At 69.4% G+C, this 21,595-nt stretch carries 20 protein-coding genes; 7 read left to right on the forward strand and 13 right to left on the reverse strand.

Annotated elements, in window-relative coordinates; all coding sequences use genetic code 11:
- Together ACN469_RS09275 and ACN469_RS09280 are read right to left on the reverse strand one after the other, a co-directional pair.
- Window positions 1-132 (reverse strand): RNA repair domain-containing protein (locus tag ACN469_RS09275; RefSeq protein WP_498766299.1); only part of this gene is annotated, 132 nt, incomplete at its 3' end.
- A gap of 115 nt (window positions 133-247) precedes the next feature.
- The gene (locus tag ACN469_RS09280) at window positions 248-1,612 is read right to left on the reverse strand and encodes a BamA/TamA family outer membrane protein (RefSeq protein ID WP_498766263.1); all 1,365 of its coding nucleotides are present in this window, start codon (window positions 1,610-1,612) and stop codon (window positions 248-250) included.
- Window positions 1,613-1,781: 169 nt separating this feature from the next.
- Here ACN469_RS09280 and ACN469_RS09285 point away from each other — a divergent pair, with 169 nt between their 5' ends.
- Window positions 1,782-2,513, forward strand: a complete 732-nt coding sequence (locus tag ACN469_RS09285; protein ID WP_498766265.1) for a M90 family metallopeptidase — start codon at window positions 1,782-1,784, stop codon at window positions 2,511-2,513.
- Window positions 2,514-2,577: 64 nt separating this feature from the next.
- Window positions 2,578-3,528: a type I pantothenate kinase gene (gene coaA / locus ACN469_RS09290; RefSeq protein ID WP_498766267.1), complete on the forward strand. Its 951-nt coding sequence runs from the start codon at window positions 2,578-2,580 to the stop codon at window positions 3,526-3,528.
- Here coaA and ACN469_RS09295 read toward each other — a convergent pair whose 3' ends face one another.
- Window positions 3,529-5,106 carry a DUF1570 domain-containing protein gene (locus ACN469_RS09295; RefSeq protein ID WP_498766269.1) on the reverse strand — a complete coding sequence of 526 codons (1,578 nt, stop codon included), beginning with the start codon at window positions 5,104-5,106 and terminating at the stop codon, window positions 3,529-3,531.
- Between the two features lie 285 nt (window positions 5,107-5,391).
- Window positions 5,392-5,847, reverse strand: a complete 456-nt coding sequence (locus ACN469_RS09300; protein WP_498766271.1) for a GNAT family N-acetyltransferase — start codon at window positions 5,845-5,847, stop codon at window positions 5,392-5,394.
- Between the two features lie 309 nt (window positions 5,848-6,156).
- Between ACN469_RS09300 and ACN469_RS09305 the strand changes: the two genes are divergently transcribed.
- Both ACN469_RS09305 and ACN469_RS09310 read left to right on the forward strand, forming a co-directional pair.
- A complete protein-coding gene (locus ACN469_RS09305) occupies window positions 6,157-7,020 on the forward strand; it encodes an NAD-dependent protein deacetylase (protein ID WP_498766273.1) in 864 nt (287 codons plus the stop codon).
- A gap of 46 nt (window positions 7,021-7,066) precedes the next feature.
- A complete protein-coding gene (locus ACN469_RS09310) occupies window positions 7,067-7,531 on the forward strand; it encodes an SMI1/KNR4 family protein (protein WP_498766301.1) in 465 nt (154 codons plus the stop codon).
- A gap of 15 nt (window positions 7,532-7,546) precedes the next feature.
- Here ACN469_RS09310 and ACN469_RS09315 read toward each other — a convergent pair whose 3' ends face one another.
- On the reverse strand, window positions 7,547-8,452 hold the full coding sequence (locus ACN469_RS09315) for a LysR family transcriptional regulator (RefSeq protein ID WP_498766275.1): 906 nt from the start codon (window positions 8,450-8,452) through the stop codon (window positions 7,547-7,549).
- Window positions 8,453-8,558: 106 nt separating this feature from the next.
- On the opposite strand from ACN469_RS09315, the gene ACN469_RS09320 reads away from it, so the two are divergent.
- The 3 genes from ACN469_RS09320 to ACN469_RS09330 are packed head-to-tail and all read left to right on the forward strand — an operon-like array spanning window position 8,559 to window position 11,455.
- Complete coding sequence (locus ACN469_RS09320) at window positions 8,559-9,758, forward strand: MFS transporter (RefSeq protein ID WP_498766277.1); 1,200 nt, start codon at window positions 8,559-8,561, stop codon at window positions 9,756-9,758.
- Window positions 9,755-10,813, forward strand: a complete 1,059-nt coding sequence (locus ACN469_RS09325; protein ID WP_498766279.1) for an SDR family oxidoreductase — start codon at window positions 9,755-9,757, stop codon at window positions 10,811-10,813. The genes ACN469_RS09320 and ACN469_RS09325 overlap by 4 nt, the downstream gene beginning before the upstream one ends.
- 45 nt (window positions 10,814-10,858) lie before the next feature.
- A complete protein-coding gene (locus ACN469_RS09330) occupies window positions 10,859-11,455 on the forward strand; it encodes an HD domain-containing protein (protein ID WP_498766281.1) in 597 nt (198 codons plus the stop codon).
- Between the two features lie 13 nt (window positions 11,456-11,468).
- Here ACN469_RS09330 and cysI read toward each other — a convergent pair whose 3' ends face one another.
- From cysI to ACN469_RS09370, 8 genes are all read right to left on the reverse strand, one after another.
- Window positions 11,469-13,160: an assimilatory sulfite reductase (NADPH) hemoprotein subunit gene (cysI, locus tag ACN469_RS09335; RefSeq protein ID WP_498766283.1), complete on the reverse strand. Its 1,692-nt coding sequence runs from the start codon at window positions 13,158-13,160 to the stop codon at window positions 11,469-11,471.
- A 24-nt stretch (window positions 13,161-13,184) separates the two neighbouring features.
- Window positions 13,185-15,026 carry an assimilatory sulfite reductase (NADPH) flavoprotein subunit gene (locus ACN469_RS09340; RefSeq protein ID WP_498766285.1) on the reverse strand — a complete coding sequence of 614 codons (1,842 nt, stop codon included), beginning with the start codon at window positions 15,024-15,026 and terminating at the stop codon, window positions 13,185-13,187.
- Complete coding sequence (locus tag ACN469_RS09345) at window positions 15,023-16,732, reverse strand: sulfate adenylyltransferase subunit 1 (protein ID WP_498766287.1); 1,710 nt, start codon at window positions 16,730-16,732, stop codon at window positions 15,023-15,025. The genes ACN469_RS09340 and ACN469_RS09345 overlap by 4 nt, the downstream gene beginning before the upstream one ends.
- A complete protein-coding gene (gene cysD, locus ACN469_RS09350; protein ID WP_498766289.1) occupies window positions 16,732-17,649 on the reverse strand; it encodes a sulfate adenylyltransferase subunit CysD in 918 nt (305 codons plus the stop codon). The genes ACN469_RS09345 and cysD overlap by 1 nt, the downstream gene beginning before the upstream one ends.
- Complete coding sequence (gene cobA / locus ACN469_RS09355; protein ID WP_498766291.1) at window positions 17,642-18,442, reverse strand: uroporphyrinogen-III C-methyltransferase; 801 nt, start codon at window positions 18,440-18,442, stop codon at window positions 17,642-17,644. The genes cysD and cobA overlap by 8 nt, the downstream gene beginning before the upstream one ends.
- A complete protein-coding gene (locus tag ACN469_RS09360) occupies window positions 18,439-19,095 on the reverse strand; it encodes a precorrin-2 dehydrogenase/sirohydrochlorin ferrochelatase family protein (protein ID WP_498766293.1) in 657 nt (218 codons plus the stop codon). The genes cobA and ACN469_RS09360 overlap by 4 nt, the downstream gene beginning before the upstream one ends.
- Before the next feature lie 14 nt (window positions 19,096-19,109).
- Window positions 19,110-19,859, reverse strand: a complete 750-nt coding sequence (locus ACN469_RS09365; RefSeq protein ID WP_498766295.1) for a phosphoadenylyl-sulfate reductase — start codon at window positions 19,857-19,859, stop codon at window positions 19,110-19,112.
- A 474-nt stretch (window positions 19,860-20,333) separates the two neighbouring features.
- A complete protein-coding gene (locus tag ACN469_RS09370) occupies window positions 20,334-21,557 on the reverse strand; it encodes an alpha-hydroxy acid oxidase (protein ID WP_498766297.1) in 1,224 nt (407 codons plus the stop codon).
- Window positions 21,558-21,595 lie beyond the last annotated feature (38 nt).

Here is a 21,595-nt window from a genome sequence, read left to right on the forward strand (position 1 = left end):
CTCGAAGGGCATCTCGTCCAGGACCTCGCCGTGCGCGTCGTAGCCGATGACGAACTCGCGAGCCTCCAGGCGAGGGTCCCACCGGATGCGGTGGTACACCTCGCGGCTCGTCGTGAAGCGTTCCTGGGACATGGCGAGCACTCACAAGAGAAGGGGAACTTCCGCTGACGACACCAGACCTCGGGCAGTACGGCCAGCGGAGGCGTCGCACCTGACGCCACTCCACCAGTCCGGCTGACAGTCTGCTTCAGGACGGGTTCACTCCCGCCACCAGATAGAAACGGAACTCCCCCGAGTTGACGCCGTAGGCGGCATCCACCCCCACCAGGGGCAGCACCAGGTTGCGCAGATAGAGGCGCAGCCCCGCGCCCACGCCCTGCGCCAGGGTGGAGCCCTTCAGGCCGCTCTGGCTGTCCGGGAGATACCCGCGCACCACGCGCCCGTTCACGTCCCGCAGCTCGCGGTCTTCGGGCAGCTGTCGCCACACCATCAACCCGGTGTCGGAGAAGCCCACGCCCCGGAAGGACAGGGAGCGGATGGTGAAGAGGGGGAAGTGGTACTCGGCGATGAAGGACAGCCGGGTGTCGCCTCGGAACTGACGGTGGACGAAGCCCCGCAGGCCATTGCCTCCCATCACCAGCTCCTGGTGGAAGGGCAGGTCCACGCCCGCGGCGGCCTCGCCCCGTAGCACCAGGTTGTGCTCCTCGAAGAGGCGCAGGCCATGGCGGTACAGCAACCCGAAGCGCTCGTAGCGGAACTCGCTCCACACGCCCGGGTTCGACACCTCGTAGGACGCCTCCAGGTTGATGCCCTCCATCACCGCGTGGAGGTTCTGCCGCGTGTCGATTCCCACCATCAGGCGCAGTGAGGCATCTCGCTGCGACGGTCCTGTGGAGAACGCGGGCGTGGTGAACTCCTTCTCCGGGTCCGGGGACTTCGCGTCGATGCTCATCAGCCGGTACTTCACGGCGGCGCGCACGCGCTCGAAGAGCATCACCCCCAGCTCGCTGGAGATGGACGCCGAGTTGATTCGCGTGCGCCGCACGACCAGCGGGTCCTCCTGTCCCGCGCCGGGCTGGTACTCGTCCATGCGGTCGCTGCGCAGCTGGCCCTCCAGGCTGAAGCGCAGCTGCGGCAGTCCGAAGAGGTTCGGGTCCAGGTAGCCAGCGAAGATGCCGCTCTCCGCCGTGCTCACCTGCGCGGCCGTCGCGAACTTCTTGGCCCGTCCCCAGAGATTGTTCTCCGCGTACAAGAGGCCGCCGCCGACGTTGTCCGAGGACAGCGCGAACGTCGGAGCCACCACCCAGGACGCCTTGTCCTCCACCTCCAGGATGAGGCGCACGCGGTGGGGTCCCGTGGGCTCGAGTCGCGCCTTCACCTCCTGGAACAGGCCGGTGGCCACCAGCCGCCGCTCCACCTTGTCCAGCTCCTCGAAGGTGATTTCGTCGCCGGCGTCGATGCGCGAATACGAGCGCACCGTCTCTGGTCGCGTCTTCTCGGGGCCTCGCACCACGACCTCGTCCACCACCTGCCCCGGTCCCTGCGCGCCCGCCTGCCCCGAAAACAAGGCGATTCCCAGCGCCGCGCACCACTTCGCCACACGTCTGCTCATGACTCGTCGCACGTCCCGTGACTGCCTCGGGGCCGCCGGCCTGGACCCAGGGGGCCACCCTACCGCCCCCCGCGCCCGGTGGGGTCACGGACTGTGGACAAGGAACTTCCGCGAAACATTTGGTATGCCTGTCGCCAGGAAGCCCTGGGGTCCCCGGGGCGCGGACCGAATGACCGGCCTCTTTCGTCAGCTCCGGCGCCGACGTCTCATGCGTCGACCCTTTCCTCCCGACTGGCTCGGTCATCTCGACGCGCGAGTGCCCTTCTTCGCCACGCTGTCGCCCGCGCTGCGCGAGGACTTCCTCTCCAAGCTGAAGGTCTTCGCCTGGGAGAAGGAGTTCATCGGCGCTGGCGGGCTCGAAATCACCGACGAGATTCGCGTCGTCGTGTCCGCCACCGCCGTGCAGCTCGTGGTGCACCTGGACCTGGCCTATTACGACCGGCTGCGCGAAGTCATCGTCTACCCCGACGCCTTCCTGCTGCCGGACCGCACGGGCGTGGTGCTCGGCGAGGCGAAGAACTGGGGCTCCGTCATCCTCTCCTGGGCGGCGGTGCTCGGTGGCCTGCGCAATCCGGACGACGGCCACGACACCGCCACGCACGAGTTCGCCCACGTCCTGGACCGCGCGGACGGCGCCTTCGACGGGACGCCGAAGCTGCGCAGCTATTCGCACTATCGGACCTGGGCCGCGGTGATGAGCGAGCACTACCACGGGCTCCAGGAGGGACGCTCCCGGGAGCGCCAGGTGCTGGATGACTACGGCGCCGTCAACGAGGCGGAGTTCTTCGCGGTGGCCACCGAGAACTTCTTCGAGCGGCCCGTGAAGATGCGCGAGAAGACGCCCGATTTGTATGAAGAGCTGAAGCGTTTCTACGGCTGGGACCCGGCTTCGGGCACCTGAGTCCGCGCGCGGACCGCGGCGCTGTGGTAGGCGCGGTATCAAGCATCCGGAGGAGAGACACTCAATGTCCGCACCCGCCGCGCCCTCGGTGTCCATGTTCGTCGAGCTGGAGCGCGAAGCCTGGCGGGCGCTGCGCGAGTCCACCCCGCTGACGCTCACGACGGAGGACCTGGACGGTCTGCGAGGCCTGGGAGAACAACTGGACCTGGAAGAGGTCTCGGAGGTCTACCTGCCCCTGTCACGGCTCCTGAACCTCCAGGTGGCCGCGGCGCAGCGGCTGTGGATGGAGCAGCAGGCGTTCCTGGGCGGCTCCACGCGCAAGGTGCCGTTCATCATCGCCATCGCCGGCAGCGTGGCGGTGGGCAAGAGCACCACGGCCCGCATCCTCCAGGCCCTGCTCGCCCGGTGGCCGGACCACCCGCGCGTGGAGCTGGTGACGACGGACGGCTTCCTCTTCCCCAACCGCATCCTCACCGAGCGCGGGCTGATGAAGCGCAAGGGCTTCCCGGAGAGCTATGACCGGCGCGCGCTGGTGCGCCTGCTCGCGGAGCTGAAGGCGGGGCGCGCGGAGGTGTCGGCGCCGGTCTACTCCCATCTCGTCTACGACGTGGTGCCCGACGAGGCGAAGGTCATCCGCCAGCCCGACATCCTCATCCTGGAAGGGCTCAACGTCCTCCAGTCCGGCGCCACCGGGCAGCGGGTGCCGCACACGTTCCTGTCGGACTTCTTCGACTTCTCCATCTACGTGGACGCGAGCGAGCAGGACATCCGCCGCTGGTACGTGGACCGCTTCCTGCGGCTCCAGCAGACGGCGTTTCGCGACGAGCGCAGCTACTTCCGTCGCTACTCGGACCTGACGAAGGAAGAGGCCGTCGCCATGGCCGAGTCCGTGTGGGGTGACATCAACGGCCCCAACCTGGCGCAGAACATCGCGCCCACGCGCTCGCGCGCCCGGCTCATCCTGCTCAAGGGCCCGGACCACAAGGTGAAGCGCGTGCGGCTGCGCAAGCTGTAGTCACGGCGTCGGAGCGGGCGCCGTGCACAGCGAGCCGTCCTCCAGGCCCGCGAGGCGCGCGCGCAGCCGCGTCTTCATCGTCGAGTCCTCCTGCTCCTGGACCAGCCCCATGGCCCGCTGCTCCAACTGGAGCGCCTCCGCGCAGCGGCCTTGTCCGGCCAGGGTCATCGCGAGCGTGTCCAGGGCGGGCGTGCTCCAGGGGGCGAGCGAGACAGCCCACTGCGCCAGGGGCAAGGCCTCCACGAAGCGACCCTGGGTGACGTACAGCCACGCCAGTCCGCTCGCCGCGTAGGTGCTCCGGGGCTCCAGTTCGAGGGCTCTCTTGTACGCGGCCTCGCGCTCTTCGGCGGAGTGCTTGTCGGGCTCCAGCGCCGCCGCCAGCAGCAGCCACGCCCCGCTCTCGTCGGGGTGCGCGCGCACGGCCGTCCTCGCGAGCGCGAGCCGCTCCTCGGGTGGTGCCTCCTGCTGCTTCACCGTGAGGGCTGGCAGTCCCGTCGGGTCCAGTTGGAGTGCCTCCGCAAGCTCCTGCTGGGACAGCTTGCGGCGGTTCTTCACCAGTGATTCCTGCTGAGCCATGTGCGCGCCGAGCGCCGCCAGCTTCGCGCGGGACGCGTGGACCTCCGCGTCATCCAACACGCGCTCGATGAAGGCCGTGCTCGTCGTCGGTACCGTCACCTGTCGCCGCGACGCGGAGCGGAGGTCTCGCACGTAGTCCAGCAGCGTCTGGTCCAGGGAGTCGCTCTCCAGCTCCGGCAGGGCCTGTCGCAGCGCCACCTGGGGGTCGACGCCTCTCCCGAGCAGCGTCTGGTATTCGGTGAAGCGCTCGGGGCGGGTGTGTCGCAGCCAGTGCACGAGCAGCCAGCTCCCGGCATACATGATGCCGATCTCCCGCTCTTGCTCCTCCGCGTCCAGACCGGGTTGCCAGTCGAGCACCCTGCGCATCATCACGGGGGGATGGACGCTGTCCACCGAGCGCTTCAGCATCGACCGCGTCAGATGGTAGGCGCTCCAGTTGGGCGTGCCGAGCACCGCATGTCTGCCGTCTTGCGACAGGTGCAGCGTCTCCAGGTACTCGGACAGCCCTTCGGACAGCCACAGCGGCTGGCGCTGCATGACATACGTGCTGAGGTAGTGCGCGAGCTCGTGATTGAGCCGGGAGGAGGAGTCCTCCGACAGCCCCGAGTATTGCTGGGACCACTTCGCGGGCGGGCCGGACAGGACGATGAGCGCCTCCGTGTCCGACTTGTAGAAGAACGCGCGCACGCGGCGAGGGTAGAGGCCCTCGAACTCTCTCGGGTCCGCGAGGACATAGACGAGCACCTTCGCCATCTCCTGGCGGAGCGCACCGGGCCACATGCCCGCGAGCAGCGCGACGCGCGTGTGCTCCAGGACGCTCATGGCCTCGCGGGCCTGCTCGGGTGCCAGGTCGGTGCGCAGCGTGTAGTGCTCGCTGTCCAGCTCCACCCAGGCACGTCCGCCCTCACCGGGGCAGCGGGTGAAGCGGGGGCCCACGACACAGCCCCAGGCGCCCGACACCAGGCTCATGAGCAGGACCGTCATCACCACACTGGGGCGCACGACGCACACGCTCCTTCGTCCAGCCCCGCGAGTCGTCGCGAGGACGGTCCGAGTGTAACCCGTGTGGCCGCGGGTCCAGCGCGAGAGCCCTTGCGTGAAGGGGTCTTCTCCGTGAGTCGATATGCCGTGGGACTGCTCGCGTTTTCCGACCTGTTGCCGCTCGCGTGGGCGTCCTCGGGAGTACCGACGAAGTCAGGTCATCCGAGGTCTTGCCCGCCCGTGTCCACCAGGACACGTCACCGTACTTCCCCTTGCCGCGCGCCTGTCGCCACGCGCGTCGGTGGTTCAACGGCGAGGACGGCGGACCATCTCGATGTGCGGGATGCCGTCCTCGTCGTAGATGTCACCTTCCGCGACGAAGCCGAGGCTCGCGTAGAAGGCCCGCAGGTACTCCTGCGCGGAGATGCGGATGTCGGAGTCGGGGTAGAGCGCTTCGAGTCGGGCGATGCCGCGCTCCGTCAGCTCGCGGCCCAGGCCCCGGCCTCGTACCTTGGGCGACGTCACCACGCGGCCCAGGCTGGTGGCACCCGGGAACTTCACGTCGGGCGGGAGGATGCGCAGGTAGGCGGCGAGGACGTTGCCCTCATGGGCGAGGAGGTGGTCCGCGCTCCTGTCCAGGCCGTCCACGTCCAGATAGAGCGACTTCTGCTCCACCACGAACACCTCCTGCCGCAGCGCGAGCACGTCATACAGCTCGTCCAGCGTCAGCTCCGAGAACGCCTTCCATTGCCAGTTCGGCATGCGCAAGGCGTCTACCACGGATGCGCGGTCCGCGCGGAGGCTCAGGCGGTGCGGGATTCTCCGCCGGGGACCTCCGGCAGCAACACGTTGAGCCCTCCCGCGGGGGGGGCTGGACGATGTCGACGGCGCGCTGGAGCGCCTGTCTCGCGGCTTCGAGTGCTTCGTGCTCGACGTGGAGCTTCGACAGGTCCGCGAGCAGAGGCCCGGCCGCCGGTCTGCCCCGCGGGGTGGGAGGCACGGCCGAGGGTTGCACAGGCATGACAGAGAGTCTGGGCAAGGCGCCGGGGAGGCCATTATACGTAGGCCGCCATGAACCCTCCGTCGCAGACGTCGCTTGTTCCCGGGGCCAGCCAGGACGTGGATGCGCTGGTCTCGTTGCTGCGAGGACGGCGAACCGTGGTGCTCACGGGGGCTGGGTGCAGCACCGAGTCGGGCATCCCGGACTACCGGGGGCCGGGAACGCGGGCCCGCGCGCGCAATCCCATTCAGCACCGGGAGTTCCTCCAGCGTCCCGAGGTGCGGGCTCGCTACTGGGCCCGGAGCCTGCTCGGCTGGCCCCGCTTCGCCTCCGCCCACCCGAATCCCGCGCACCAGGCGCTGGCCGCGCTGGAGCGAAGCGGACATGTGCCGGGGCTCATCACCCAGAACGTGGACCGGCTCCACCATGCCGCGGGCAGCTCACGCGTCATCGAGTTGCACGGCGCCCTGGCGCGGGTGCGCTGTCTCGACTGCGGGACGCAGGAGGCACGAGGGGACCTCCAGGCGCGCCTCCTGGCTCTCAACCCGGACTTCGCCCACGAGGTGCTGGAGCTGCGGCCGGACGGAGACGCGGAGCTGACCTCGGAGGCGCTCCAATCCTTCCAGGTGCCCGCGTGCGTGCGCTGCGGCGGGACGTTGAAGCCGGACGTGGTGTTCTTCGGCGACAACGTGCCCGCGCCCACGGTGGCGGAGGCGTTTGCCTTGCTGGAGGAGGGAGACGCGCTGCTGGTGGTGGGCTCGTCGCTCGCCATCTACTCCGGCTATCGCTTCCTGGTGCGCGCCGCCGAGCGCCACGTGCCCATCGCCATCGTCAACATTGGCGAGTGCCGTGGCGTGGAGCTGGCGGACCTGTGCGTGGAGGCGAGCGCCGGGGACGTGCTGCCGCGACTGGCTCAGGCGCTGACGCGAAGCTGAGGACTCCACCGTGCATCAGGGTCAAGCCCTGAGCGAGAGTATCCCCGTGTCCATGACACCTCTGCTCGACGAAGTGTCCCGCCTGCACATCCCCAACGCGCCAGCGACGCCAGCCCAAATCGAGGCGTTCGAGAAGGCAGCGGGGTGGACTCTGGACCCGGACCTGCGCGCCTTCTACCTGCACTGCGATGGAGCAATCCTCTTTGAACGACACGACCCCGCTTATCGGTTTCTGCCGCTGAAGGAGATTCGCCGAGGGCGCGTCGTCATCCTGAAGGACGATACCGACAAGGCGGGGCCCGCTGACTGGTATTCCATCTGTGAAGTCAGGGAGAGCAACTACATCCTGCTCGACGTGAGCCATCAGGAGAACGGCTGCTATCCCATTCGCGACGGCTTCCGCGAAATGTTCCCCGCGCCAGACTACTGCCCTCAAATCGCCGCGTCCTTCGGAGCGTTCTTGGCAGGGGCGTTACGGTCAAAAGGACGCTGGTTCTGGCTCCAGCCCTGAAGTCTTCGTCGTGGCTCAGGGCAGGCGCACGTGTGTCGTGAGGTAATCCACGAAGGCCCGCACGCGCGCGGGAAGGTGTCCGCCCTGGCTCAGGAAGAGGGCGTGGATGGCCTCCGTGTCGCCAGGGTTGTGCTCCTCGAGCACCGTCACGAGGCGGCCCGCGTCCAGGTCGTCCTTCACCTGGAAGCGCGCCAGTCGCGCCAGTCCCACTCCCGCCAGCACGAGCTGTCGCAGCGCTTCCCCGTCGCTCGCCTGGACGTTGCCGACCGGTGCGAGGGAGAGCTGCGAGGAGGACTCCGTAAGGGGCCAGCCCTCGATGGCGCGCGCGTAGCTGAAGCCCAGTCGGTTGTGTGACGCCAGCTCTCCCGGCGTCTTCGGCACACCCTGGCGCTTCAAGTAGTCCGGCGCGCCGACGATGACCATCCGCGTCTCACCCAGCCTGCGCGCGGTGAGTTGGGAGTCCTTGAGCTGCCCGGCGCGAATCGCCACGTCCGTGCGCTCATCGAGCAGGTCGATGAGCTTGTCCGTCAGCGTGAGGTCCACCGTCACCGAGGGATATCGCGCGAGGAAGCCGGGCAGCAGGGGGATGAGGATGCAGCGCCCGAAGGCCGGGTTGGTGTTGACGCGCAGTCGTCCACTCGGCTCGTCGCTCGCGGCGGCCCCGCGCTCGGCCTCGTCGAGCTCGCCGAGGATTCGCACGCTCCGCTCGTAGAAGCCGCAGCCCTCCGGGGTGAGCTGGAGCGAGCGGGTGGAGCGGTTGACCAGCCGGGCTCCCAGCCGCTGCTCCAGCCGGGCCACCAGCTTGCTCACCGCCGAGGGAGTCATCCGGAACGCCCTCGCCGCGGCGGAGAAGCCTCCCAGCTCCACCACCTTCACGAAGACTTCCATCTCTCCGAAGCGATTGACGTCCAGTCGAGCCATGGTGAGCCGAACTCACAAGTCCTATTCCGCGCGCGGCTCTACCGCACCGAATTCGCGCCGTCCATACAAGGGCCCATCCAACTTCTTCACGGGAGGGCCGCGAATCATGCCGCTGGCCTTGTTCGCATTGACCGCGGGCGCCTTTGGAATCGGCGTCACGGAGTTCGTCATCATGGGCTTGTTGCTGGAGGTGGGCACTGACCTGGGTGTCTCCATCTCCACCGCGGGCCTGCTCATCTCCGGCTACGCCCTGGGCGTCGTGGCCGGCGCCCCGGTGCTCACCGTGCTGACGGGCCGCTGGTCCCGCAAGCACGTGCTCCTGGGTCTGATGGTCATCTTCACGCTGGGCAACGTCGGCTGCGCGCTGGCTCCCACCTACGGCACGCTGATGGCCGCTCGGGTGCTGACCGCGCTCTCGCATGGAACGTTCTTCGGCGTGGGGTCCGTGGTGGCCACTGGCCTGGTGCCGGCGGACAAGCGCGCGTCGGCCATCGCCATCATGTTCACCGGCCTGACGGTGGCCAACATCCTCGGCGTTCCGCTGGGCACGTGGCTGGGACAGTCACTCGGGTGGCGCTCGACGTTCTGGGCCGTGGCGGTGATTGGTCTGCTCGCCGTGGCGGTGATTGCCCTGTTCGTCCCGCGCGACGAGGCGGCACCCGAGGCGAGCGACTGGCGCGCCGACCTGCGGGCCCTGGGCCGACGGCCGGTGTTGCTGGGGCTGCTGACGACGGTGCTCGGCTTCGCCGGGGTGTTCACCGTGTTCACCTTCATCGCGCCCCTCCTGACGCGGCTCAGCGGCTTCTCGCCGTCGGCGGTGTCTCCCATCCTGCTCGTGTTCGGCGGTGGGCTGGTGGTGGGCAACCTGGTGGGAGGAAGGCTCGCGGACCGGCGGCTGGTGCCCGCCATCCTCGGCACCCTCGCGGTGCTGGCGCTGGTGCTGTTCGGGATGACCTTCGTCCTGCATGACCGCGTCCTCACCGTCATCGCCGTCGGCCTGTTCGGCGCGGCGGCCTTCGCCACGGTGCCGCCGCTCCAGATGTGGGTGCTGGAGAAGGCGGAAGGGGCCGGCCAGAGCCTCGCGTCGAGCCTCAACATCGGCGCCTTCAACCTGGGCAACGCGCTGGGTGCCTGGTTCGGCGGCGTCATCATCGACCGAGGCCCGGGACTGGGCGCTGTCACCTGGGTGTCCGCGCTGGTGCCAGTGTCCGCCATCCTCGTCGTGCTGGTGGCGCTGCGCCTGGAGTCTCGCGAGCGGCGCCCCGGTGCTCCAGGAGCGCGAGTGCTTCAGGGAGGTGTGTCATGAGCGCCCCCGACAAGGTCGCCCTCGTGGTGGGCGCGCAGGGTGTCATCGGCCGCAACCTCATCGAGCACCTCGCGTCACTGGGGGACTGGGACGTCATCGGCCTGTCCCGGCGAGGGGGCCCTGCCACCGCGCGTGTGCGGCACGTGCAGGTGGACCTGCTCGACGCGGAGGACACTCGGGTGAAGCTGGCGGACCTGGGCCTCGTGACGCACGTCTTCTATGCCGCGTATCAGGAGCGGCCGACGTGGGCGGAGCTCGTCGCTCCCAACCTCGCGATGCTCGTCAATGTGGTGGAGGCCATCGAACCCGTGGCCGAGGGGCTGCGCCACGTCAGCCTCATGCAGGGGTACAAGGTCTACGGCGCGCACCTGGGGCCCTTCAAGACTCCGGCGCGGGAGACGGACCCCGACCACCTGCCGCCCGAGTTCAACGTGGACCAGCAGCGCTTCCTCGAACAGCGGCAGAAGGGCAAGGCGTGGACGTGGACCGCGCTGCGTCCGTCGGTGGTGGGCGGCGTCGCGCTCGGCAATCCGATGAACCTGGCGCTGGCGATTGCCGTCTATGCGTCCATCTCCAAGGAGCTGGGGTTGCCGCTGCGCTTCCCTGGCAAGCCCGGCGCGTACCACTCGTTGCTGGAGATGACCGACGCGGGACTGCTCGCGAAGGCGACGGTGTGGGCGGCGACGGAGGCGCGCTGCGCGAACCAGGCTTTCAACATCAACAACGGAGACCTGTTCCGCTGGAGCGAGCTGTGGCCGAAGCTCGCGCGCTACTTCGGACTGGAGGTCGCGCCTCCGCTCCCGATGTCGCTCGACGTCGCCATGGCGGACAAGGCGCCGTTGTGGGAGGCGATGACGGCGAAGCACGGGCTGGCGGGCCACTCCTTCCAGGACGTGTCCTCCTGGCGCTTCGCGGACTTCGTCTTCTCGTGGGACTACGACATGTTCGCCGACGGCACCAAGGCGCGGCGCCTCGGCTTCCACGAGTTCGTCGACACCGAGGCCATGTTCCTGCGCCTCTTCGACGACCTCCGCCGCGCGAAGGTCATCCCCTGACGCTTGGAAGTTGAGTGCGCCTGGGGCGTGGGGAACAATCCCCGCATGGCTCACGGCGACGGAATGCAGCAGGTCATCGGCTTCATCCTGGAGCTGGACAAGCTCAAGGGTGTGACTCGCAAGGTGAAGCCGCTGGGGCTTGCTCGCTACGAGAACTCCGCGGAGCACAGCTGGCAGTTGGCCATGCTGGCCCTCTCCCTGTCCCAGCATGCGCCAGCGGGCATCGACCTGGACCGCGTGGTCCGGATGCTCCTGGTGCATGACGTGGGAGAAATCGACACTGGCGACACGATGGCCTTCGTCGAGGGCGGCTGGAAGGAGCGCAAGGCGGCGGAGCTGGCGGCGGCGGAGCGCATCTTCGGCCTGCTGCCGCCACCTCACGGGCCCGCCTTCCTGGCGTTGTGGAAGGAGTTCGAAGCGGGGGAGACCCCCGAGGCCCGCTATGCCCATGCGGTGGACCGCGCGATGCCGGTGCTGCTGAACCTCGCCAACGAGGGACAGAGCTGGCGAGAGAACGGCATCAGCCACGCGCGGGTGGTGGCGCGCATCGCTCCTCCCATCCAGGCGGGTTGCCCCGCCTTGTGGGAGTACCTGGAGGGCCGACTCGAAGAGGCCCGCCAGCGCGGCTTGTTCGGCGCGTGAGCCGGGAGTTCGCTCAGGCGGCCCGGGGTGCGCGGGTGGGTGGCGCGGGGACGTGCCCCGCTCGCACCAGGTAGTCGCCGAAGCCCTCGCCCTGCTGGCGCTCGCGTGCAAACCCCGCGAACAGCGGCTCCAGCACCGCGAGGATGGTCTCCTCGTCGATGTTCTCTCGCACGAGCTGGTTGAGTCGCTGGCCCCGGGCATCGCCGCCCAGGTGCAGGTTGTAGCGACCGGGGGCCTTGCCCACGAGGCCAATCTCCGCGAGGTACGGGCGCGCGCAGCCATTGGGGCAGCCGGTGATGCGCAGCAGGATGTTGGCATCCTGGAGTCCATGCGCCACGAGCCGCGTCTCCACGCGCTCGACGAAGGTCGGCAGGTAGCGCTCCGCCTCGGCCATGGCCAGGGCGCACGTGGGCAGCGCCACGCAGGCGAGCGCGTTGCGCCGCAGCGGGCTGGCGGTGCGGAAGCTCTCCAGGCCGTGCGCTCGGACAATCGCGTCGATGTGCTCCTTGGACTCAGGGGGAACGCCCGCGATGACGAGGTTCTGGTTGGGCGTCAGCCGGAAGTCGCCCCCATGAATCTGTGCAATCTCGCGCAGCCCCGTGAGGTGCGGCGCGCCGGGCCGGTCCGCGATACGGCCGCTGTCCAGGTGCAGCGTCAGGTGCCAGCGCCCGTCATGGCCTTCTCGCCAGCCGAAGCGGTCTCCATTGTGCTCGAAGGTGAAGGGCCGCGTGGGCTCCAGCGCGAAGCCGAGCCGGCGCTCCAGCTCCTCCTTGAACCAGGCGACGCCCCGGTCCTCGAGGACGTACTTCAACCGCGCGCGCTTGCGGTTGCCCCGGTCTCCGAAGTCGCGGTGGATTTTCAGCACCTCCTCGGCCACCACGAGCATCCTCTCGGGAGGCACGAAGCCCAGGACGTCCGCCAACCTGGGGAAGGTGTTGGCGTCACCGTGTGTCGCGCCGAGGCCGCCGCCCACCGCGACGTTGAAGCCCTGGAGGACGCCGTCCTCGATGATGGCGATGTAGCCCAGGTCCTGAGCGAACAGGTCCACGTCGTTCTCGGGTGGCACCGCGACGGCGGCCTTGAACTTCCGGGGCAGGTACGTGGCCCCATACAGGGGCTCCTCCTCGCCGCCGGCCACCTTCTCTTCATCCAGCCACAGCTCGTAGTACGCGCGAGTCTTCGGCAGCAGGTGCTCGGACAGGCGCACTGCCCAGTCGTACACCACCGCGTGGACGCGGGTGTCCACGGGGTTGGGGTTGCACAGCACGTTGCGATTGACGTCGCCGCAGGCGGCCAGCGTGTCGATGAGGGAGGTGTTGATGCGCGCAATCGTCGGCTTGAGGTCTCCCTTGAGGATGCCGTGCAACTGGAACGCCTGCCGTGTGGTGATGCGCAGGGTGCCGTTGGCGTGCTCCCGCGCGAGCCCGTCCATCACGAGCCACTGCGCCGCGGTGCAGACGCCACCAGGCAGCCGGGTGCGCAGCATGAAGCTGTAGTCCGGCTCCAGCTTCTGTTGTCGACGCTCCTCACGGAGGTCGCGGTCATCCTGCTGATAGCTGCCGTGGAACTTGATGAGGCTGGTGTCCGGCGTGGCGATGGCGCCCGTCACGGGGTCCGCCAGGCTCTCCGCCAGCGTCCCCCGCAGCAGTCGACTGTTCGCCTTGATGTGCTCCACTTCGGAGAGGGGCTTGGGCTGGGTGCTCATGTCTTTGCTCACAGGCAGAAGGATTCAGTAGACGTCACGCAGGTAGCGCCGCTCGTCGCGCAGCGTCTTGAGCCAGTCCTCGGCGTCCTCTCGGCTCCGGCCACCGTGCTCGGCGATGACGTCCACCAGGGCGGCGTGGACATCCGGGGCCATGCGCTGGGCATCGCCGCAGACGTAGAGGTGGGCTCCACCTTCCAGCCAGGAATAGAGCTCCTTGCCGGACTCGCGCAGGCGGTGCTGCACGTAGACCTTCGCCGCCGTGTCGCGGGAGAAGGCCAGGGACAACTTGTGGAGCGTCTTCTTCTTCAGGGCCTCCTGCCACTCCGACTGGTAGAGGAACTGGCTGCGGAAGTGCTGCTCGCCGAAGAACAGCCAGTTTCGTCCGCGCGCGCCGACCTCCGCGCGCTCCTGCACGAAGGCCCGGAAGGGCGCCACGCCCGTGCCGGGGCCAATCATCACCACGTCCCGGTCCAGGTCCTCCGGCAGCCGGAAGCGCTCGTTGCGCTCCACGAAGATTCGCACCGAGTCCCCGTCCGCCCCGCGCGTGGCCAGGTGGGACGACGCGGCGCCGAGGTGACGCTCGCCAAAGGCCGTGTAGTCGACCACCGCCACCGTGAGGTGAGCCTCCTCGCCCACGCGCTTGGGGCTGGAGGCAATCGAGTACAGCCGGGGCGTTTGCTTGCGCAGCGCGAGCACCAGCTCCTTCGCGCTCCAGGGCGCGGGGTGCTGACGAAGCACGTCGATGACCTGGTGGCTCTTGAGGAGCGCGCGGAAGGCGTCCGCGCCCGTTGGCGCCAGCAGGGACTGGAGCACCGTGCTCGCGCCGAGCGCGGCGTGGCGCTCCAGGAAGGGCAGGCTCAGCCGCGTCAGCTCCAGACCTTCCGCGAGCCAGAGCGCCAGCGGCAGCGTCTTCCCCTCGCGTGTCACGGGCTCGGCGCCATCCAGCCGTTGCTGCTTCAGGACGGCGTCCACCAGCTCCGGGGGATTGGGGGCCCACACTCCCAAGGCATCGCCCGGCGCGTACTCCAGGCCGGAGCCTTCGAGGGAGATTTCAACGTGGCGGACGTCCTTGAGCGCGCCCCGTCCGGTGATGCGCTGGTTGACCAGCACGGTGGCGGAGAACGGCGCCTCCTTGCTGGTGGTGGGCGCGGCGGTGGCGCCTCGCAGCGGGACGACGGTGGCGACGGCGTGCGTGCGTGGCTCGATGGTTTCGCGAGCCCGCGCGAGCGTCTGGTCCAGCCAGCCCGTGGCGATGGGCTCGAAGTCCAGGTCGCAGTCGGCGCGCTCCACCAGCCGCGTGGCGCCCAGCTCCGACAGTCGTGCGTCGAGTGCCCGTCCCACCTCGCAGAACTTCGGGTAGCTGGAGTCGCCGAGTCCGAGCACCGCGTAGCTCAAGCCCTCGAGTCGGGGCGCGCGCTTGCCCAGCAGGTGCTCGCAGAACCCGCGTGCGTCGTCGGGCGGGTCTCCGTCTCCCTGCGTGCTGATGACCACGGCCAGCAGCTTCTCGCGCGCCAACTCCCGCACCGGGTACTCACTGGCCCGGATGATGCGCACGGGAAGTCCGGAGCTCTCCGTCTGATGCTTGAGCCGCTCGGCGACCAGCCGACTGTTTCCCGTCTGCGTGCCGTAGACGATGGTGAGCGGCGCGGCGGGAGTCGCCGTGGGTGCCACGCTGACGGTGCTTGTCGCGATGGCCACACCAGGTCGCGCCGCGAGGCCCGCGGCATAGCCGCTCAGCCAGTGCAGCGCGGCCGGGTCCAACCCCGCCACCAGTTCGAGCAGCAGCGCGCCCTTCTGTGCGCCCAGCAGTGTGTCGATGAAGGGCGGAGGGGACAGGCTGAGAGTGCCTGGAGAGGAGGCGCTCATGTTCCGCTCTCCGGCGTCAAGGTAAGGCGCCGCACCCACTGCTCCGGGGCCTCGGCGTCCGCCAACTCCCACCAGCCCGTGCCCGCGTCATGGGCTTCCTCGCGCAGCGCGCGCCGGACCTGGGGCGCCTCCGAGTAGACCAGGGCGAACAGGCCCGCGCGCGCCAGGGCCAGGGCCACCTCCACGTCACCGGGGACGGTGGCCACATGCCGGCCCAGGTTGAACAGCTCGTGCTCCAGCGCGAAGGCTCGACTGGCCGCGTCGGGCGTGGCGGGGAGCAGGACGATGGCACCCACCTGGCCCAGCCGCCCATGTCGCTCGGCGCTCGTGACGAGCGACGCCCCGGCGCGAGCTGTGGACTCCGCGGCGCCCAGCACCATGCCCGCGCCCACGGTGTCGTGGGTGAGCGCATCGATGACGATGAAGGCGCCCGTGCGCCGGTTCTCCTGGTACGGGTCGCACAGTAGGGGACGGCGGCACACCAGCCGGACGCGGCCGATGTCGTTGAGCGCCAGCGACTCCGAGGGCACCTCCGCCAGCTCCTCCAGGTCCTTGCGCCACAGCACGCGCTCGAACTGCGCGGGCGCCGTGCGGGTCGTCTGCTTCACCAGGTAGCGGCGCGTGACGTCCAGTGGCTGCTCGCCGAACCACACCAGCATCGCGTCCAGGTGCTGCAACGCCAGGGGCGGCTGGTCCACATGGGCCAGCAAGTCACCCCGGCTGGCGTCCACGTCGTCCGTGAGCCGCAGAGTGACGGAGTCCGTCGCGGAGGCCTCCGCCTTGGCGCCGTCGAAGGTGTCGATGGCCTCCACGCGCGTCCTGCGCCCCGAGGGCAACACCTGCACCTCGTCACCCACGCGCACCGTGCCCGACGCGACCTGTCCCGCGAGCCCCCGGTAGTCCTGGTGGGGCCGCAGCACGTACTGCACGGGGAAGCGGAAGGGCGCGCCGTCCAGCCGGCGCTGATGCGGAAGCGACTCCAGCCAACCCAGCAGCGTGCCGCCCTCGTGCCAGGGCGTGCGAGGGCTGGGGCGGGTGATGTTGTCGCCCCGGCTGGCGCTGACGGGGAACAGCCGCACGCCCTCGAAGCCCAGCGTGTGCGCGAAGTCCGCCAGCTCGGAGCCGATGCGCTCGAACGTCGCGCGCTCGTAGCCCACCAGGTCCATCTTGTTCACCACCACCGCGAGGTAGGGGATGCCCAGCAGCGAGGCGATGTACGCGTGGCGACGCGTCTGCGGCAGCACGCCCAGCCGAGCATCGACCAGGATGACGCCCGCGTCCGCCGTGGAGGCGCCCGTGGCCATGTTGCGCGTGTACTGGAGGTGCCCCGGAGTGTCCGCGATGATGATCTTCCGGCGCGACGTGGACAGGTACCGGTACGCCACGTCGATGGTGATGCCCTGCTCGCGCTCGGCGCGCAGGCCGTCGGTGAAGAGGGAGAAGTCCAGCTCCTCGTCGTCACCCGCGCCCGCCGCGGCCTTGAGCCCCTGGGCCAGCAGCTCCGGAGGAACCTGCGTGCGAGCCGCCGCCCGCTTCGCGCTGGCCCGTCTCACGGCGGAGATCTGGTCCTCGAAGAGTCCGTCGCACTCGTAGAGGAGCCGACCGATGAGCGTGGACTTGCCGTCGTCCACCGAGCCCACCACCGCGAGCCGCAGCAGGGCGCGGTGGGAGTGCTCGTCGAGGACGGCCTGGAGTGCGGTGTCCATCAGAAGTACCCCTCGCGCTTCTTCAGCTCCATGGAGCCTTCTTCGTCGTGGTCGATGAGTCGGCCCTGGCGCTCGGACTGTCGCGCGTGGACCATTTCGTGGATGACGGCCTCCACCGTGGTGGCCGAGGACTCGATGGCGCCGCTGAGCGGGTAGCAGCCGAGCGTCCTGAAGCGCACCCTCCGGAGCGTGGGCTTCTCCCCGGGACGCAAGCGCATGCGCTCGTCATCCACCATCAGCAGCGTGCCGCCCCGGTCGATGACGGGGCGCTCGGCGGCGAAGTAGAGCGGCACCACGGGTATCTTCTCGCGCAGGACGTAGTGCCACACATCCAGCTCCGTCCAGTTGGACAGCGGGAAGACGCGCATGCTCTCGCCCGCGTCCACGCGGCCGTTGAACAGGTTCCACAGCTCCGGCCGCTGTCGACGCGGGTCCCACTGGCCATGCTTGTCCCGGAAGGAGAACACGCGCTCCTTGGCGCGGGACTTCTCCTCGTCGCGACGGGCCCCGCCGAAGGCCGCGTCGAAGCCATGCAGCGCGAGCGCCTCCAGCAGCGCCTGCGTCTTCATCGCGTGCGTGTACTTCTGGCTGCCGTGGTCGAACGGGTTGATGCCCTCGGCGAGCGCCTTCTGGTTCTGATGCACGAGCAGCCGCAGGCCGTGGCGCGCGACGAAGGAGTCTCGGAACGCGTACATGTCCCGGAACTTCCACGTCGTGTCGACGTGGAGCAGCGGGAAGGGCAGGGGCGCGGGGTGGAAGGCCTTGCGCGCCAGATGCAGCAGCACCTGCGAGTCCTTGCCGATGCTGTAGAGCATCACCGGGTTGGCGAACTCCGCCACCGTCTCGCGCAGGATGTGGATGCTCTCCGCCTCCAGCTCCGCCAGGTGCGTCGAGCGAGCGTGCGTCACGTCAGTCATGTCCCGCCTCCGCGAACCGGGGAAGCGCGTCCCCCGCCCTCGAGTGATTCCCCGCCGCGAGCGTGGGCAGCCGCGCTCGCAGCGCGACGACCTCGCCCACCACCAGCAGGGCGGGAGAGCCCAGCCCGGCCTTGCGCGCCTCTTGCGAGATGTCTCCCAGGGTGGCCTCCACCACGCGCTGGTGTTCCCACGTGCCTGCCTCGACCAGCGCCGCTGGGGTGGAGGCGGCTCGCCCGGCGGCGACCAGCGCCGCAGTGGTTTCCTCCAGGCGGTTTCCGGCCATGAACAGCACCAGCGTCTGGGCGCGTGCGAGGAAGCTCCAGTCGGGCGCGCCACCCGCGCGGAACGCGGTGGCGAAGGTCACCTCACCTGAGACGTCCCGATGGGTGACGGGAATGCCGGCCGAAGCGGGGACCGCGATGCCCGAGGAGATTCCGGGCACCACCTCGTAGGGGATGCGCGCGGCCTCCAGGGCCAGGGCCTCCTCCCCTCCGCGACCGAAGACGAACGGGTCTCCTCCCTTCAAGCGCACCACGGTGCGGCCGAGTCGTGCCTGGGCGATGAGTACGGTGTGGATGTCTTCCTGCTGTACGGACTCGCCCCCGCCTTCCTTGCCCACGTAGATGAGCCGCGCATGGGGACGCGCATGCTCCAGGACGCCGGGGTGGATGAGGCGGTCATGCACCACCGTGTCCGCTTCACGCAGCAGGCGCGCCGCGCGCAGCGTGAGCAGCTCTGGGTCCCCAGGGCCCGCTCCCACCAGGTACACGCGTCCTCTCGACGACTCCTTCATGTGAACTCTCCAGACGACTTGAAGGTCTTCAGTTCCGAGCGGAGTCGGGCCACCGCGGCCCCTCGCTCACCGCGCGCGAGCAGCGCGCCAAGGTCTCCCTCCACCAGCCGCTTCAGCAGGTGCTGCCGTCCGGGCCCGCGAGGCAGCCTTCGGCGCAGCCAGCCGCTCAGCCTCGCCAGCCACACGTGGTGAGGCGCCACCTGCGCCCCCAGCTCACGCCGCAGGCGACGCGCCAACGCGGGGGCCTGCCCGGCGGTGGAGACCGCCACGGTGATGGGCCCTCTTCGCTCCACCGAGGGCAGGGTGAAGTCACACAGCTCCGGCTCGTCCGCCGTGTTCACCCACAGGCCCAGCTCGCGGGCCTCGGCGGTGAGGCGTTGATTCACCGCGCGGTCATCCGTCGCGGCGAGCACCAACGCGTGGCCGCTCGCATCGCCCGTCGCATACGTCCGTTGCTCCCACTCCAGGCGGCCCTCGGCGGCCAGACGTCGGAGGGTGTCGGTGACATAGGGGGACACCAGGTGGAGCCGCGCGCCCGCTTCGAGCAGGGCCAGGGCCCGGCCCTCGGCGATGGTGCCGCCTCCCACCAACAGGACGCGGCGGCCCTCCAACCGGAGGCACACGGGATAGTCGACAGGGGTGACGGTCGCCATGGTCGTGGTCCCAGTCACCGAACGGGATGCAGGCCGCATTCGCTGTGCTCGCGGGACTCCCACCACCAGCGGCCCGCGCGCTCGTCCTCGTAGGGCTTCACCGCGCGCGTGCACGGCGCGCAGCCGATGGACGGGTAGCCCCGGTCATGCAGGGCGTTGTACGGGACGGCGTTCGTCTGGATGTACGTCCACACCTGTTGCCGGCTCCACGACGCCAACGGGTTGAGCTTGATGAGTCCGCCGTGCTCGCGGTCGTGCTCGACGACGGCGACGTCCGTGCGGTTGATGGACTGCTCACGGCGCAGCCCCGTCACCCAGCCGTCGCGGCCTTGCAGTGCTCGACGCAGGGGCTCCACCTTGCGGATGGCGCAACATTCCTTGCGTGCATCGAGGCTCCGACGAAACGAGAAGTAGCCCTGGGTCGACTCCAGCGCCTCGACGCGGCCTCGCTCCGGGAAGTAGGTCTCCACCGGGATGCCGTAGCGATTGCGGACGACCTCGATGAGCTCGTAGGTCTCTGGCGGCATGCGACCGGTGTCGAGGGTGAAGACGCGCAGGCTGGGCGCGTGCTTTCGCGCCAGGTCGATGAGGACCATGTCCTCCACGCCGAAGCTGGAGGCGATGGCGGCGCGCGCACCGAGCCGCTGCTCCACCCAGACGAGAATCTCCTCGGCGGAGGCGGCTTCGAGCGACGCGGCCTCCGCGAGCAGCGCTGCTGGCTCGCGGGTGATTCCGAGAGGAGTGGGGAACGACGAGGCGGACACGGTGGACTCCAGGGGATGAAAAACAGAAGGCCCGCGCCTCTTTCGAGGGCGGGCCGCGCGAGCAGGGGAGGTGGGTGGTGCTGCTATCCACTCCTCGAGGCTCGGGGCCCGCCTTCATGCGGACACACCGCACACGCCAGACAGCACGCACAGCGGGCCCGGTGGGGCGCCTGCTGCATCGAGGTCGGCTGGGTGGAGGCGGGGTGCATGAGAGCGCGTCGGGAAGCGGTGAGCGGGAAACGGCGGAACAGACCCAGACCTCGAGACGGAGGTGGGGCCGGGCGAGGCGCGGAGGGAATCAGGAAGCTTCCGGCGCGCGCTTCAACAGCCCAGGCCCGAGAGGGCACAACAGGCACACGACCGACGGCAGCGGCGGAACAGCGCGGCCATCGGAGTGGAAGGCATCAGCACGGATTCACAAGCTAACGGCTATCACAGCGCCTCGTCAACCTGCCCTCCTGGCCACCGGGGAACTCAGGTGTCGTGTGTCCCACCCACCCGCGGCGTGACGGTGGATGTCTCCCGTCGAGCGGAAGACTTGATGGGTTCCAGCGTGGCCGGGGCATCGACGCGCAGCACGGAGCGGTCCAGCTCCGCGAGCCGGGGTTGGCCCAGCAGCGCGAGCGTGCGGTCGATCTCCGCGGTGAGGATGTCCAGCGCCAGCTCCACGCCCGCCTGCCCGTCAGCGGCCAGCCCATAGAGGAACGGACGACCCACCATGCAGGCGCGCGCGCCCATGGCGATGGCCTTCACCACGTCGGAGCCTCGGCGGATGCCTCCGTCCAGGATGACCTCCGAGCGACCTTCCACCGCGTCCACCACCTCCGGCAGCACGTCGATGGCGCCGGGGAGGAAGTCGAGCTGTCTGCCTCCGTGGTTCGAGACGATGACGGCCTCGACTCCCAGCGAGACGGCCTTCCGCGCATCCTCCGCGCAGGAGATGCCCTTGAGCACGAGCGGCCCGGACCAGATGGAGCGCAGCCACTCCACGTCCTTCCACGTCACCGACGCGTCGAACTGGCTGTTGGTGAAGCGGGCGATGCCCACCGCATCCGTGCGCGTCAGCGAGGGATGGTCCACGAAGTTGCCGAAGGTGGCTCGCGGACTCGACGACATGCGCAGCACCCAGCCCAGGTGGCGCAGCACGTCCATCACGTTGGAGAAGTGGACGCGGGGCGGCAGGGTGAAGCCGTTGCGCCGGTCCTGCTCCCGGTTGCCCATGACGGGCACGTCCACCGTGAGGCACAGCGCGCGGTAGCCCGCCGCCTTCGCGCGCTCCACCAGCGCGCGGGTGACGCCCCGGTCCTTCCACACATAGAGCTGGAACCAGAGCGGCGCGGGCGCCGCGGCGGCCACCTCCTCGATGGTGCCGATGGACATGGTGCTGAGCGTGAAGACGGTGCCTCGGCTCGCCGCGGCCTTCGCGGCCAGCTCCTCGCCACGAGGCGCGAGCAGCCCCGCGAGCCCCGTGGGCCCCAGGATGATGGGCGTGGCCAGCTTCTCCCCGAGCAGCGAGGTGGAGTGGTCCACCTTGCTCACGTCCACCAGCGTGCGGGCCCGGAAGAGATAGCGCTCGAAGCCCCGCCGGTTGGCGTCGACGGTGAAGCCGTCGTCGGCGGCACCCTCCACGTAGTCGAAGACGGTTCGAGGCAGCCGCCGCCGTGCTCGCTGGCGCAGGTCATCGATGCTGACAATCACGATGCGTGCTCCCTCGGGACGTTGACTCCGGAGCGGCC

The sequence above is a fragment of the Corallococcus terminator genome, from assembly GCF_049194865.1.
GTDB classification, from domain to species: Bacteria; Myxococcota; Myxococcia; order Myxococcales; family Myxococcaceae; genus Myxococcus; species Myxococcus terminator_A.